Here is a 13782-nt window from a genome sequence, read left to right as displayed (position 1 = left end):
GAGCCATTAAAATGTGTATTTTAGTAAAAGCATCCACCTAAGTATTTCACCGCCTATCAGCCTTCTGCTCTTTTGTCTTTTCATAAACCTCTCGATCCGTATTGCATCAACCTCTTGTCCGCCACAAGAAAATACCGCCCTTGGTACCCAAGGCCTGTGTTTAGAATTAAAAGTGGTCTGCTCAGATCTATTGTGCTTACCTAGTCTCCGCACGTAATCATTCGTATAGCCAACATAATAAATATCGGAAGTAAGTGAATACAAGATATAAATGTAAAATTCCTTAGAACGCAAAAAAACCCACAACCTTCGTTGCGGGTTTTGGCTCCCTCTGCTGGGCTCGAACCAGCGACCCTCTGATTAACAGTCAGATGCTCTAACCAGCTGAGCTAAGAAGGAATACTGGTCATTCCCTAAAACGAGGTTCTTTGTACTTTACAGCACACACACCCTCGTTCGTTTTGGGAATGCAATATTAGGGCTTTTAAATTATTTATGCAATATTTGCAGTGAAAAATTTTAAAAAAAAATTAACACATAGATATGAGCCTGATAATCATAGGTACTGTAGCTTTTGATGCTATTGAAACTCCTTTCGGAAAAACAGATAAAATTGTAGGCGGAGCAGCAACTTACGCAAGTTTAGCGGCTTCCTACTTTTATAATAAAGCAAAAATCGTAGCAGTAGTGGGAGATGATTTTCATCAATTAGACATTAACACCTTCACCACTCACGGTATTGATACCGAAGGACTACAGATTAAAGCAGGTGAAAAATCATTTTTCTGGTCTGGAAAATACCATAACGACATGAATAGCCGCGATACTTTAATTACGGAATTGAATGTACTGGAAAATTTCGACCCGATTATCCCGGAGAGCTATCAAGACTGCGAATACCTGATGTTAGGAAATCTAACTCCACAAGTGCAGCAAACAGTAATTAAACGCCTTAAAAACCGCCCGAAATTAATCGTAATGGACACCATGAACTTCTGGATGGATATTATGATGGATGATTTATTGGAAACCATTAAAATGGTAGATGTATTAACGATTAATGATGCCGAAGCGCGTCAGTTATCGGGCGAATACTCGCTGGTTAAAGCTGCTAAAAAAATCCTTGGCATGGGGCCAAAATATTTGATCATTAAAAAAGGTGAACATGGTGCATTGTTATTCCACGAAGATCAGATTTTCTCAGCTCCGGCTTTGCCTTTGGCAGAAGTATTTGATCCAACTGGTGCCGGCGACACTTTCGCAGGAGGCTTTATCGGTTATTTGGCTAAAGTGGGTACAATTAACTTCAATAACATGAAAAACGCAATCATCTATGGCTCTGCACTGGCTTCTTTCTGCGTAGAGAAATTTGGAACGGAAAGGTTATTAAATTTAACCGATGAAGAAGTTGCAGCAAGAATCCAGGAATTTGTAAGCTTAAGTGCTTTCACTATAGAAGTATAGTCAGTTAACGGTTTGCAGTTTTAATTGCAAATAAACGAACCGCAGATTTAGAGATAAATTTCTTTAGATCTGCGGTTTTTTATTTACAGGGGATCGTCATTCCCATAAGCGTAATAACGACCTTTCTATTCATATCTTAAATGCAAAGAAGCTGAGAAATCTGTTTAGATAGATCTCTATAAGCTGTAGGCCAGGCATTCCACTGCGTTCCAGGAGATGACGATTGATTTATGCAAACTGAAAATTGCAAATTGAGAACTAACCTAAAACCCAGCCGCTGAAGGTTGTTTATTCCTCAAGTTAATTACTGTTCTACTAATTACGGGTTGCAAAGCAATAAGGATAATACTTAAGAAACACAATACTGCAATCCATTCGTAATAGCTTACACAAAACTGCAGAAAGGTCTGTTTTTGCACAGCCTTATTCAGCAAACCAATTGCCACTTTACCAGCCTCATCGCGGGGCATTCCCCTACTGCTCAAGGCAGATTGGTACATTTTTATTCTTTCAGGCAGGTTAAAATCCACCAATGTAAGTGTATTACGCAAAGCATCGTGATGTTGCCCTTTGAAATAAAGTTGGTAAAAATTAATGAAAGCTAAACTTAAACTAAAAGTAGAAAAACGTACGAAAACACCTACAGATGATGCAGATTGGCTCATATTCTCTGGCACGGACGACATAATAAACATCACAATCGGCGACATGACCATCCCCGCCCCCACTCCCTGCATAAATAAGGGCAAGTAAAAGTTATCTGTTCCGGCCTCACTGGCAAACAGTTGGCACATCCAGAAGAAAAATGCAAAAAGAAATGCAAAACCAGTTATCCACAGTACCCGTAAATGTTTCTGGCGGATAAGAAAGCGGATCGCGATTATTGATCCTACCATTACCCCAGCGATATTAAAGACCATGATTTCGTTGGCATGCAGCGAATCCATACTCAAAACGTTAATAAAGTATGAGGAAGTTAAACTGAAAGCCCCGCGGATAATATACAGAATAACCAAAAAGACAATCCCGATGGCAAAATTCCGCGACCTGAAAATACTCAGATCAACCGCTGGCCTTTTTAAGGTTCGCTGTCTGGCTATCGAAACCACAAACAAAAACAGAATGGCAAAAATGGAGTACAGAATACTCGAATCATCCAACCAATCGTATTGTTGCCCGTAAACAAGTACATAGGCAATTAACACCAGCATTGTTGCGAAGAGTACAAAACTCATCCAGTCTATTTTGTACAAATGTGTTTTGCGTAAAATATGTACCCTGTTCATTATACTAAAAAGCAGGATGGCACTGGGCAAAAAACAAAATATGATCGCTTTGTATACCACATTATATTCAAAATTTTCGACAATAGGCACAGAGAACAGGGCGGTAACGGGCGATACACACAAAATCATTCCGTAAAAAATGGTATAGCCGGTTTCTTTTGCGTACTCCGATTTTAGCCTGCTAAATAGCAAGTTGAGCGAAATGCTGGTTAGACCGCAGTTTATGATGCCCTGTAAAAACCTTAAGGCAAAAATCAGCCAGATTTCGCGCGTTTGGTAACACCAATAAGCAATCAGGATTTCTAAAATAATACAGATCAAGAGGTAATCTTTAGTAACCACCCGGGCAAAAAAACGTCGCTCTACTACCGCGAAACTGGCCACTGCTGCATAAAACATCAATAACGAAAACTGGATATCAGAAGCACTTGCGCCATAATAACCTGCTGCTGCTGTGGCATCGGCAGTTGACAATGCAAAAAGCAATACCGAAGATAAAAGCACCGCAAAAACGCTCAGTATTACGAACCACTCGGGTACTCTTGCTTTAAAGATGGTCAAATGATCAGTCATTTTTCCCGTCTCTTTTCACTTTAACGCTTGCACTCATTCCTGCACTCAACAAATCGATATCACTACCCTGTTTATCTAAGCGAATACGCACAGGGATACGTTGCGCAATTTTCACAAAGTTCCCGGTCGCATTATCTGGCGGCAGTAACGAAAACCTCGATCCTGTAGCAGCCGAAAGCGATTCAATTTCGCCCATAAACGATTTTCCCGGAAAAGCATCAACTTCAACATTTACCATTTCGCCAACATGCATTTTCGCAATCTGGGTCTCCTTAAAATTAGCCACCACCCATTTCCCTGCGCTTCTGTCTACAATATAGGCAATGGTTTGGCCGGTTTGAACCAATTGACCTGCCTGAATGGTTCTTCTACCCATTTTACCATCATAAGGCGCTAAAATAACGGCGTAAGAGGTGTTTAGGCTATTCCTTTTCATAATAGCTTGTCTTCTTTTTATTTCAGACTGCAACACATCACTTTGCGCTTTAATGTCGTTTGTCCTCGAAATAGCAGTAGCATAATCTTCTTTAGCCGCCTGGTATTCTGCCTGCGCCACCTGCAACAAACTTTCTATAGTTTCTAGCTGTTGGCGAGTAGCCGATTCAGCATCGAACAGTTTTTTATAACGGTTATATTCGGTCTGCTGTTTCCAGAGTTTGGCTTTTGCGGCAGCAATTTTAGCTTCAGCAACAAGTGCAGTGCTCTGGGCGGTTTTAATGTTGCTCTGCTGCACAGAAACCTGTGCCTGGGCATTTAATAAAGATGCCGAGGCCTCATCCTCCTGAACGGTATAGTCATTATCGTCTATCAAAACCAGCGTATCGCCTTTTTTCACATCCCCATTCTCCTCAAACTTTACATCTTTGATATAACCGCTCACCCTTGCCGTTACTGGATTAATATATTCATCCACCTGAGCATCGTTGGTTTCTTCATATTTAATATAGCCAAAGAGTGTTTTTCCACCCCATATCACCAACACCACCAACACGATAAGCGCTATTATGGTAGTGATTCTACTGATGATTTTATCGGCTTTAATTTGTTTCTGTGTGTTCATTTTATAAGTTTCCTACGGCTTTTTGTAATTGATAATATTGTATTTTGGCATTCACTTTTGCAGTGGTGAGTTCGAACCTCGATTGCAATAATTGGGTTTCGGCATCGAGCATATCTGTTAAAAGCGCCAACTGATTGAAATAGGTATTCTGCACAATGCGGTAACTTTCGGCAGCCTGTTTGATATTTTCTTCAGCCAGGGCAATACGTTGTAACGATTCTTTGTAAAGGATGTAATTTTTCCGCACTTCCAATCGGATATGATCTTTCACATCTTGGTCTTCAACCTCCTGCTGATGCACCCTGATCTCTGCTTCTTTTACCTTGTGTTGATTGGTATACCAGGATGAGATTGGGATTTTAAGTTTCAATCCTACCATACCTGTACTGTAAAGTGAAAGTGCATAAGGGTAAAACTGGATCTGCGGATATGCAAAAGCGTACTCGCCAAAGAAACCTAGAGAAGGCATAATGTTCGATTTCACATTTTTCAGTTTCAGCTTGGCCAAAGCTTGCTCTTTTTCCGAAATCTGTATTTTATAAGATGATATTTTGGCATCGTTAAAATATTCGTCAACCTGTTTTAGCGCAATGGCATCTGTTTCATTGTCCAAAATTTGTGGATTCAGCGGTGCATCATCTGTTCTGCCAATCAAAATATTGAGTTTCTGTTTCGCAATTTTAATGCTGTTGTTAATTTCGGTTAATAGCATACGTTGTTTAGAAAGTCGCAACTCAGCCCTTAACACATCACTTTTTAATATCGTACCGTTTTTATAGAGCTGATTGATTTCAGCCAACTGCTTTTCGCCGTCGCGGATGTCTTGTTCCAATAAAACCTGATAAGAGATGTTCCGGAAAACATCATAAAAATAAACTGCTGCAGTATAATGAATTTCCTGCTTGCTCTGCCCCTCTTGTACCCTACTCAATTCACTTTCTACTTTCGATGTATTAATTTCGGCTGTGGTTTTCCCTCCGTTATAAATATTGAAATAGGCATCAGCACCAGCTTTGTAATAAGTGGGCACCACCGGAAACTGGCCAGGTGTATGAAACAATCCGTTTTCGTAAATCGGCAAGGGAAAAACGTGCGCATAAACACCTTCAGCAGCCACCTCTGGTAGTCTCTCTGACTTGCTCACCTTTACATGCGCATCAGTTGCCTGCACATTGAAGCCCTGTATTTGAATCTTTTTATTATTGCTATCTGCTAATGCCCAAATCTGGTTGATGGTAAAATTGCTTTGATCCGGAACAGCTTGTGCATGAACAAAAATTGATGATAAAAGAAAAGGTATACACAACCAAAAGCTTCTTTTATTCTTGTTGAAATTCATATCTGTTAATTAATGATGCAAATTTCGATACAGATTTGTTACTTTGTTTTATCTAAACCGACAGATATTTATTCAAACCAGCCAAATGATAAAAGTTAGCAACGAAGACCTTTTATTTGCAATCGACGAAAAACCAGAAACCATGTATGTTTGGCATAGCAGGTTCGAAGACCGATTTCAAGACCATACGCATTTAAAAGGACAGCTCACTTATGTAGAGGGTGGCATCATTTTTCTATACACTAAGGAGAAATCTTATTTCCTCCCCGCCCGGCATTACGTTTGGATTCCGGCAGGCGTCGAGCACCATTTACAGCACCGTTACCATTCGGCAATTGTGCGGAATATCTATTTCGATACCAATACAGATGAAGAAAATCCATTTTATGAACAGATTGGGATTTACCCTGTAAATAACCTTTTGCTCGAGATGTTTCTCTTTTCTGAACGCTGGAATGGCAATATTGTACCACAGACCAAAGAATACGATTTTTTAAATACGCTTAAAAACATTCTACCAGTAGTAAGCGAACACCCACTCCCTATAGCACTCCCAACCACCGATAACCAGCGGTTAAGACCTGTATTAAAGCACATTGTAGAAGGACTAGCCGATGATGGTATGAGTTTAGAAAGTGTGGGCAAGGCCACAGGTTTTAGCGAACGTACATTATCTAGATTATTTCAATCGGCTTTAGATACCTCTTTCTTTCAGTACCTAAAACTGGCCAGAATGATAAAAGCAATGGAAAAATTATTGGAAAGCGATGCCACCATTAGCGAAATTGCCTATCAGGTGGGTTATAACAGCATCTCTTCTTTCAGCAACACATTTTATAAAATGGTGGGCAAAAGGCCTTCGGAGTTTAAAGAGCTAAAACAATCAACCCTGACTAAAATTAATTTGGTGTAGCTAGTATAGCAATTGGTATAAATTTTTCAAAAACAGCTTCGGTATGGGGTGCATCGGGCAGTTCGTCGGTTAAATCCTGTCCGGCCCAGTGCTCATAATGTTTACCGTTCCGCCACAGCCTGCTATCGGTCATATCATAGATCAAACCTTTATAAGCCACCCATATTTGAGGTTTGTCCTGTCCATTGCGTAAAGCAAGTTGCTGTTTGGTATAGCTGGGTAAATCCATTTAAATTAATTTCGGGTTGAAGATAATTAAAAAGATTGTCCTTCGACTACGCTCAGGGTGACATCTTTTAAAGAAGCCATTGTCAGTCTGAGCGGAACAGCCGACAATATACTGAGGTTATAAGCGTAATTTATTTTAGAAATTGCGAGTTCAAAAAACGCTATTTATAAATCAGGCGATAAACAAAAAGGTTTTTACCATATGAGAAATATAGTGCCATATAAGCTTATATTTTCTTCAATGCCTTATATGGTTGATTAGTTATTCTTTTGAAACCCAAGGTCGGCTGCACAGTGCAAAACCCCTGTTCGTAAACCCGATTGGAGCGAACACGAAGTGCAACGGAGTAAAGCATAAAGCGGGACTGCCAGCCTCCAAGAATCACAGCCCAATCATTTTCTAATCTAAAACACTAATATTATTTGGAGCGCCTGGCCTGTATATCACAAGAAGTTTCTTCCCGTTTTCCGCTTATACGCTTCGCTTCCTCGTGCCTCGTTGCTGCAGGGTAACGCTTCAACCGGGGCCAGGTGGCCACAGCAGTATTTCATTTGTACGGCTGCACGGTGCACAAGCCCTTGTTTCTAAACCCGACTGGAGCGAACACGAAGTGCAACGGAGTAAAGCATAAAGCGGGACTGCCAGCCTCCAAGAATCACAGCCCAATCATTTTCTAATCTAAAACACTAATATTATTTGGAGCGCCTGGCCTGTATATCACAAGAAGTTTCTTCCCGTTTTCCGCTTATACGCTTCGCTTCCTCGTGCCTCGTTGCTGCAGGGTAATGCTGCAACCGGGGCCAGGTGGCCACAGCAGTATTTCATTTGTACGGCTGCACGGTGCACAAGCCCTTGTTTCTAAACCCGACTGGAGCGAACACGAAGTGCAACGGAGTAAAGCATAAAGCGGGACTGCCAGCCTCCAAGTACCGCAGCCCAATCATTTCCTAATTTTAAAACACTACTTTAAGATGTTCTTTTAACGTCCTTGCTTTTAAAAACTTCGTACAGGTAAATATTCATCAGCAACAGTCCCATTAAATAAAAATGATCTTCAAAAGGTATTGTACCCACTCTAAAACCAAGGTTTTGCTTATCGTTATACATCACCACAGGTATAGAAGTTAAAAATCCATTAACGATGTAAAATGGGATAAGCGAAACCAGATAAGCCCTATAGAACTTGTACATAAACCTGAACTCGACATTTACATATTCTACATACGCCAGCACCATAAATAAAAAGCCAAAATTGATCAACGTGTACCACCTGTTATAACCGAAAAACAAAATGGCCACACAAAGCCCCAGGAACAGATTACTTAATGCAAGGCTATACTTTTGCAAGTCGTTTTTTGGGAAATAGGCATTCAAACATTCGTAAATAAACATGCAGGCATAAGGAACCGTTAAAAAGAATAACATCTCTTCCAGAGGCAGCCCCAAAAGATTTACCCCAATAAGGTAATCGGGATTAAAAGACCACACATTGAGTTTGGTAAACAGGATATCCCAAATTAAAAACACCAAACCTGTAATTAATATCGAAGGCAGTACAAACTTCCATTTGCTAAAAAAATGAACCTTTTTATCGAATGATAAAACCAAGGGAAAGAAAATTACAGCAAGATTGATAAGCAGGTAAGTGTAATTCATTTAAAGATGTTTTGTCAAAATTTTAACTTCAGCTGGCGTACATTTTTTACTGTCGATCATAAATTTAGCTACATTTTTAACCAATTCGCGATCAGCTAGACCAAAATTTTCGCTTTGATAATGTTTAATAATCTCCTTTTTATCCTGAGCTAAATCTTTACTGAAGCCGAGAAAAGAAGGCGTATAAAATTCAATTGAAAACCGCATAAAGCGAATCTCCATATTTTCCTTATCCATATCAATTGCTTTTTGCATGGTTTTGAGCGACCGGCCCACATACTTGATCTTGTTATACGGATTCCAAGAGTGTTTGGCCTTAAGCGCCTCTAACGTTCCGGTGTAACCAGTAATTAACGCGGTTTTATTGGTCAGCTTGTCTAACTTGGTAAACAATGAGTCGGTTAGCTTCGAATTTTCTACCGCTTTAACCATATTAGTTTTTAATATCGCAATTTCTTGGGCGGATAACTGGGCGTAAGTAACATTGCTTACTGCAAATAACAGAAAAAAGATAATGCGTAGTTTAATCATGAGATGTTGGCAAAGGTAAGAAATCTATCAAGAGTTCTTTTGACAGATATTCACTCTTTAACATTAAGAAATTAAGAGCATTAAGATCATATCTCTTAACTTTCTTAACTCCTTAATGGTAAAACAGATAAACCGAATTAATCACCTATACTCTACATGCTTTAAAAATTCTTCACTGCGCTCAGAATAACAACCAAACAGAATAACAAAAAACAAAAACAAAACGCAATAAAATTCCTTTATTTACACCATGAAGAAAAAACCCAGGGTTACCATTATTGGTGCTGGCTTTGCAGGTTTGGCTGCTGCAGCTTTATTGGCTAAAGATGGCTGTAATGTTACGGTTATCGAAAAAAACGAAATGGCCGGTGGCAGGGCCAGAACCTGGCAAAAAGACGGCTTTCTTTTCGACATGGGGCCGAGCTGGTACTGGATGCCGGATGTTTTTGAAAACTACTACAATATCTTTAATAAAACTGCTTCCGATTTTTACGAGCTTAAAAGATTAAGCCCATCTTACCGCATTTATTTTGGCAAAAAAGACAGGATCGACGTTCCTGCAACATTAGATGATTTATATGCCTTGTTCGAAAAGCTAGAACCAGGCAGCAGCAAAAACTTAAAACATTTTCTTGATCAGGCCAAATACAAGTACGATGTAGGCATGAATGAGTATGTTTTTAAGCCTTCGCACAGTGTGATGGAATATTTCGATCCTAGATTGGCTGTTAGCGGAATCAAATTGCAGCTTTTAGGCAATATGCGGAAACATGTTTACCAGTTATTCAAGAATGAGCGTCTGAGGAAACTTTTAGAATTCCCGGTTTTATTTTTAGGAGCCACGCCACAAAACACGCCTGCCCTATACAGTTTAATGAACTATGCCGATCTCGTTTTAGGCACATGGTACCCAATGGGCGGCATGCACAAAATTGTGGCGGCTATGCAACAAATAGCCGAAAGTGAGGGTGTAAAATTTATTTTCGATACCGAGGTAACCAAAATAGATGTTAAAAACAATATTGCAGAGGCTGTAATTACCAATAAAGGCAGTTTTAAAAGCGATTTTGTGGTGGGCAATGCCGATTATCACCATATTGATCAACATCTTTTTGATAAACCTTACCGCAACTACAGCGAAAAATATTGGAGTGAAAGAACAATGGCGCCTTCCTGCCTTTTGTTTTATATCGGACTAAATAAAAAGCTAGAAAATATATTACACCACAACTTATTCTTTGACGAGGATTTCGATCAACATGCCGAAGAAATCTACACTAATGCAAAATGGCCATCAAAACCCCTATTTTATGCATGCTGTCCTTCCGTAACCGATAAAAGTGTGGCACCAGAGGGTTGCGAGAACCTTTTCTTTTTAATTCCGCTTGCCCCCGATTTAGCAGATAGCGAAAGTAAAAGGGAAGAATACTTTAATTTATTGATCGAACGCTTTAAAAATTTAACCGGAAACGACATTGGCGACAACATTTTGTTTAAGCGCAGTTATGCCATGAACGATTTTGTAGCAGATTACCATGCCTTTAAAGGAAATGCGTATGGATTAGCAAACACTTTGAAACAGACGGCTTTTTTAAAACCGAAGATGAAAAGTAAGGTAACAAATTTTTTATACACCGGACAATTAACCGTTCCAGGGCCTGGTGTACCACCTGCAATCATCTCTGGGCAAGTGGTAGCAAAAGAAATAAAAAAAAAGTTAAAAAAAGCTTGACAAATTTAAAATTTCCCTTATCTTTATAACCACAAAACAAAAATAGTGCAATAAAGCTTCAAAACAGATAATCGTTCGGGGTTTGCATTTGTTTCGAAATAAGAGAGAAGGCGAATTGTTGAAAGAAAAAATAAGAATCAACTAACCAAATATATGATAAGCAAAAAGGCCTGAATTTTCAGGCCTTTTGCTTTTTACAGCACTTCTAGCTTTTAATTGCCTCAAAAGTAGAAAACTCGATCTCATTCGTTAGTCCAAAGCACTTTAACGGTTATTAATTTCAGTCAGTATAAAAAAAAAGCCCCGGTAAATATACCTGGGCCTTGGTTAAAATGTTTTCAACGGGAATTGAGGATAATCTGATTAACGCTTACATCACTTCTGATGTTGCAATTTCTTTAGAATAAGTTTTTAAATATTTTTTAAGAATACCTCTTGCTACGTGGATACGTGTTTTTACTGTTCCAATCGGAATAGCTAACATATCTGCAATTTCATGGTACTTATATCCTTCAAAATAACGGATAAAAGGCACATAATACTCTTCAGGCAATTGCGAAAGGGCTTTATCAATATCGCCTAACACAAATTTACTCTCTGCCTGATTTTTAGTTGCACTATATGAAAGATTTGCAGAAGATATATCTTCGCTCTGCGTAATTAAAGTATTTGTTTTCACCAGTCGGCGATAGTTATTAATGAAAGTATTTTTCATGATGGTAAACAACCAACCTTTTAAATTCGTACCTTCTTTAAACTTATTGTAATAAGTGATCGCTTTCAGCATGGTATCCTGAACCAAATCATTTGCGTCTTCTGCGTCTTTAGTAAAATTTAAAGCATAAGATCTAAGCGATACCGAGTGATGATTAACCAGATGATTGAATTCAAATTTTGTCATGATATTTAGCTTTAGGTAGATAAAAAACAAATGAATTATTGTTTGTTCGATTAAACCTAAACAAACTTAGTACCAAAATTTTCTGGCATGGTGTTAAAAGCGTACAACTACATAAGGGCGGGCTTTCGTCACAGAATATTTACTTCTCTTTCTAAAGTGACTCCAAAAGTAGACTTTACACTGTCTATAATCTGTTCAGAAAAATTATACACTTCTGTGCCAGTTGCATGTCCATGGTTAACTAAAACCAAAGCCTGGTTTTTCCAGGTACCTGTTTGGCCAACCACTTTACCCTTCCAGCCACATTGTTCAATTAACCATCCAGCCGCCAATTTAATTTTATCATCAGCTGTAGGATAATGTACCACATCGGGGTGTTTCGCCACAATATCAGCAAATTCATATTTTTCGATCACGGGATTTTTAAAGAAACTACCTGCGTTACCAATAGTAGACGGATCGGGCAATTTGTTTACGCGGATATGCGATACAGCGGCAGAAACATCGGCAATATTCGGGTTTTCGATCCCTCTGTTCAACAGCTCGGTTTCAATTGCACCGTAGGAGGTATTAATTTTCGCTTCCGCCGATAAACGGAAAGTAACCGATGTAATAATATACTGGCCTTTCAACTCACCTTTGAAAATACTTTCGCGGTAACCGAAATGGCAATCATCATAAGTAAAGGTTTTGATTTTCCCGGTTTTGATCTCAAAAGCGCTACAGCTTTCGAAAACATCTTTAAGTTCCACCCCGTAAGCACCAATATTCTGTATTGGCGATGCACCCACCGTACCAGGGATTAGGCTTAAATTTTCTACACCAGCATAATGATGCCCAACACAGTAGTTTACAAAATCATTCCATACTTCACCCGCTCCGGCCGTAACCAACACTTTACCCTCAATCATTTCGGATTTGATGCCTTTGATGCTGATTTTAACAACTAATCCCTTATAATCCTGAGTAAATAACACATTACTCCCCCCACCAATAACCAGGAGCTTTTGAGATTTTACGATCTCGTTTTTAAACAGCCTGACTAAATCTGCTTCAGAAAATATCTCGGCAAAGTAGCTTGCCTTAACATCGATACCAAACGAATTATATGGTTTTAACGAAATATTTTCCTGGACTTGAAGCATATTGATTCTGGGTTATGCTGCAAAAGTAAAATAAAAAACAGTTAAGGAACGATTTTGGTAAGCTCCTTATCAAAATTAAAACTTAAAAATTCAGCTTTCTTTCCGTTAACAGCTACGCCCGAAAGTTTCCAGCCGATAAAAGCAGGTTTGGTTTTCGCAAGATCTAAGAGGCGGTACCTTTCTTTTGTTAATTTGGCACTAATCAACCCTACGCTATCTGACTCCGCCTGATTCAAATGTTCTATTTCACTCTCGAGGGCAGCTAAAGTATCATCTAACTCACTTCCCTTTTTGATGCTATCGGCATAAGCCTTTGGTGAGATATTGTAAAGACTATCTAATTTTGAACTATCAAAATTCAAATCATGATTACTGTTTTCGTATTTAGCTTCTACAAGTGCAATAGCACGGTCTTTATCTGTTTTTTTATGGCATGAATATAAGGCTAAGCAAATAATTCCGAAAAGAATAAACAGATAATAATTTTTCATATTATGTAATTTAGTTTTTTAATACCGTTTTCCTCACAAATAATAGCCCAAAAGCCTTACCTTTTTCTTTGCCTCTATTTTTATGATGAATCTTATGTGCTTTTCGTACTGCCTGCAAATAGGTGTTATTGCTTTTAAAAGTTTTAAACCTTCGGTGCACAAACCAATCGTGCACTACAAAATAAATCAGGCCATATAAAGTAATCCCTAAACCAATAGAAAACCGGTAACTTAAAGTACCTCGATCGATATACATTAAAAACAAGGATACTGCAGCAAATAGCACGGCAAACAGATCGTTCCATTCTAAAAATGATTTTGCTTTCTGGTGGTGGCTTTTATGCATAAACCATAGCGGGCCATGGAATAAATACTTGTGTATAAACCACGACAAACACTCCATTGCTATGATGGTAAACAGTACAATAAAGATGTTAATTAGTACGGACAAGTTTTCTAAAT

At 38.8% G+C, this 13782-nt stretch carries 14 protein-coding genes and 1 tRNA gene; 3 read left to right on the top strand and 12 right to left on the bottom strand.

All coding sequences use genetic code 11. From position 1 onward, the window contains the following. Positions 1-6 precede the first annotated feature (6 nt). Positions 7-294, bottom strand: a complete 288-nt coding sequence (locus tag ACN9MR_RS26395) for a GIY-YIG nuclease family protein (protein ID WP_426330245.1) — start codon at positions 292-294, stop codon at positions 7-9. 28 nt (positions 295-322) lie between these two features. Then, positions 323-399, bottom strand: a tRNA-Asn gene (locus ACN9MR_RS26390). 144 nt (positions 400-543) lie between these two features. Between ACN9MR_RS26390 and ACN9MR_RS26385 the strand changes: the two genes are divergently transcribed. Next, positions 544-1464, top strand: coding sequence for a PfkB family carbohydrate kinase (locus ACN9MR_RS26385; protein ID WP_426327409.1), 921 nt, complete (start codon positions 544-546; stop codon positions 1462-1464). A 263-nt stretch (positions 1465-1727) separates the two neighbouring features. Here the strand turns inward: ACN9MR_RS26385 and ACN9MR_RS26380 are convergent, their stop codons facing one another. Genes ACN9MR_RS26380 through ACN9MR_RS26370 form a run of 3 tightly spaced genes read right to left on the bottom strand, consistent with a single transcriptional unit; the run spans position 1728 to position 5722 of the window. Beyond that, positions 1728-3323, bottom strand: coding sequence for an MFS transporter (locus tag ACN9MR_RS26380; RefSeq protein WP_426327408.1), 1596 nt, complete (start codon positions 3321-3323; stop codon positions 1728-1730). Then, positions 3316-4383, bottom strand: a complete 1068-nt coding sequence (locus tag ACN9MR_RS26375; RefSeq protein ID WP_426327407.1) for an HlyD family secretion protein — start codon at positions 4381-4383, stop codon at positions 3316-3318. The genes ACN9MR_RS26380 and ACN9MR_RS26375 overlap by 8 nt, the downstream gene beginning before the upstream one ends. A 1-nt stretch (position 4384) precedes the next feature. Next, complete coding sequence (locus tag ACN9MR_RS26370; protein ID WP_426327406.1) at positions 4385-5722, bottom strand: TolC family protein; 1338 nt, start codon at positions 5720-5722, stop codon at positions 4385-4387. Between the two features lie 85 nt (positions 5723-5807). Here ACN9MR_RS26370 and ACN9MR_RS26365 point away from each other — a divergent pair, with 85 nt between their 5' ends. After that, positions 5808-6635, top strand: a complete 828-nt coding sequence (locus ACN9MR_RS26365; protein WP_426327405.1) for a helix-turn-helix domain-containing protein — start codon at positions 5808-5810, stop codon at positions 6633-6635. Here the strand turns inward: ACN9MR_RS26365 and ACN9MR_RS26360 are convergent. From ACN9MR_RS26360 to ACN9MR_RS26350, 3 genes are all read right to left on the bottom strand, one after another. Beyond that, positions 6622-6864, bottom strand: a complete 243-nt coding sequence (locus tag ACN9MR_RS26360; protein WP_426327404.1) for a cytochrome b5 domain-containing protein — start codon at positions 6862-6864, stop codon at positions 6622-6624. The genes ACN9MR_RS26365 and ACN9MR_RS26360 overlap by 14 nt on opposite strands. A gap of 966 nt (positions 6865-7830) precedes the next feature. After that, positions 7831-8520: a lycopene cyclase domain-containing protein gene (locus ACN9MR_RS26355; protein ID WP_426327403.1), complete on the bottom strand. Its 690-nt coding sequence runs from the start codon at positions 8518-8520 to the stop codon at positions 7831-7833. Continuing rightward, positions 8521-9051: a hypothetical protein gene (locus ACN9MR_RS26350; RefSeq protein WP_426327402.1), complete on the bottom strand. Its 531-nt coding sequence runs from the start codon at positions 9049-9051 to the stop codon at positions 8521-8523. It lies immediately after the preceding gene. Positions 9052-9301: 250 nt separating this feature from the next. Here ACN9MR_RS26350 and ACN9MR_RS26345 point away from each other — a divergent pair, with 250 nt between their 5' ends. After that, entirely contained in the window at positions 9302-10783 is a 1482-nt protein-coding gene (locus ACN9MR_RS26345; RefSeq protein ID WP_426327401.1) for a phytoene desaturase family protein, read from the top strand. Between the two features lie 370 nt (positions 10784-11153). On the opposite strand, the gene ACN9MR_RS26340 is transcribed toward ACN9MR_RS26345, so the two are convergent. The 4 genes from ACN9MR_RS26340 to ACN9MR_RS26325 all read right to left on the bottom strand — a co-directional run bounded on the left by ACN9MR_RS26340 (position 11154) and on the right by ACN9MR_RS26325 (position 13771). Beyond that, the gene (locus ACN9MR_RS26340; RefSeq protein WP_057931296.1) at positions 11154-11684 is read right to left on the bottom strand and encodes an RNA polymerase sigma factor; all 531 of its coding nucleotides are present in this window, start codon (positions 11682-11684) and stop codon (positions 11154-11156) included. 128 nt (positions 11685-11812) lie between these two features. After that, on the bottom strand, positions 11813-12829 hold the full coding sequence (gene murB / locus ACN9MR_RS26335) for a UDP-N-acetylmuramate dehydrogenase (protein ID WP_426327400.1): 1017 nt from the start codon (positions 12827-12829) through the stop codon (positions 11813-11815). A gap of 41 nt (positions 12830-12870) precedes the next feature. Beyond that, positions 12871-13320 (bottom strand): hypothetical protein, encoded by a 450-nt coding sequence (locus ACN9MR_RS26330; protein ID WP_426327399.1) that lies wholly within the window; start codon positions 13318-13320, stop codon positions 12871-12873. Between the two features lie 10 nt (positions 13321-13330). Next, positions 13331-13771, bottom strand: a complete 441-nt coding sequence (locus ACN9MR_RS26325; protein ID WP_426327398.1) for a sterol desaturase family protein — start codon at positions 13769-13771, stop codon at positions 13331-13333. Positions 13772-13782 lie beyond the last annotated feature (11 nt).

This window comes from Pedobacter sp. R-06 (assembly GCF_049913135.1).
Taxonomy (GTDB): Bacteria; Bacteroidota; Bacteroidia; order Sphingobacteriales; family Sphingobacteriaceae; genus Pedobacter.
Note: the sequence above shows the minus strand (reverse complement) of the source record. Positions and strands in the feature narration are given on the sequence as shown.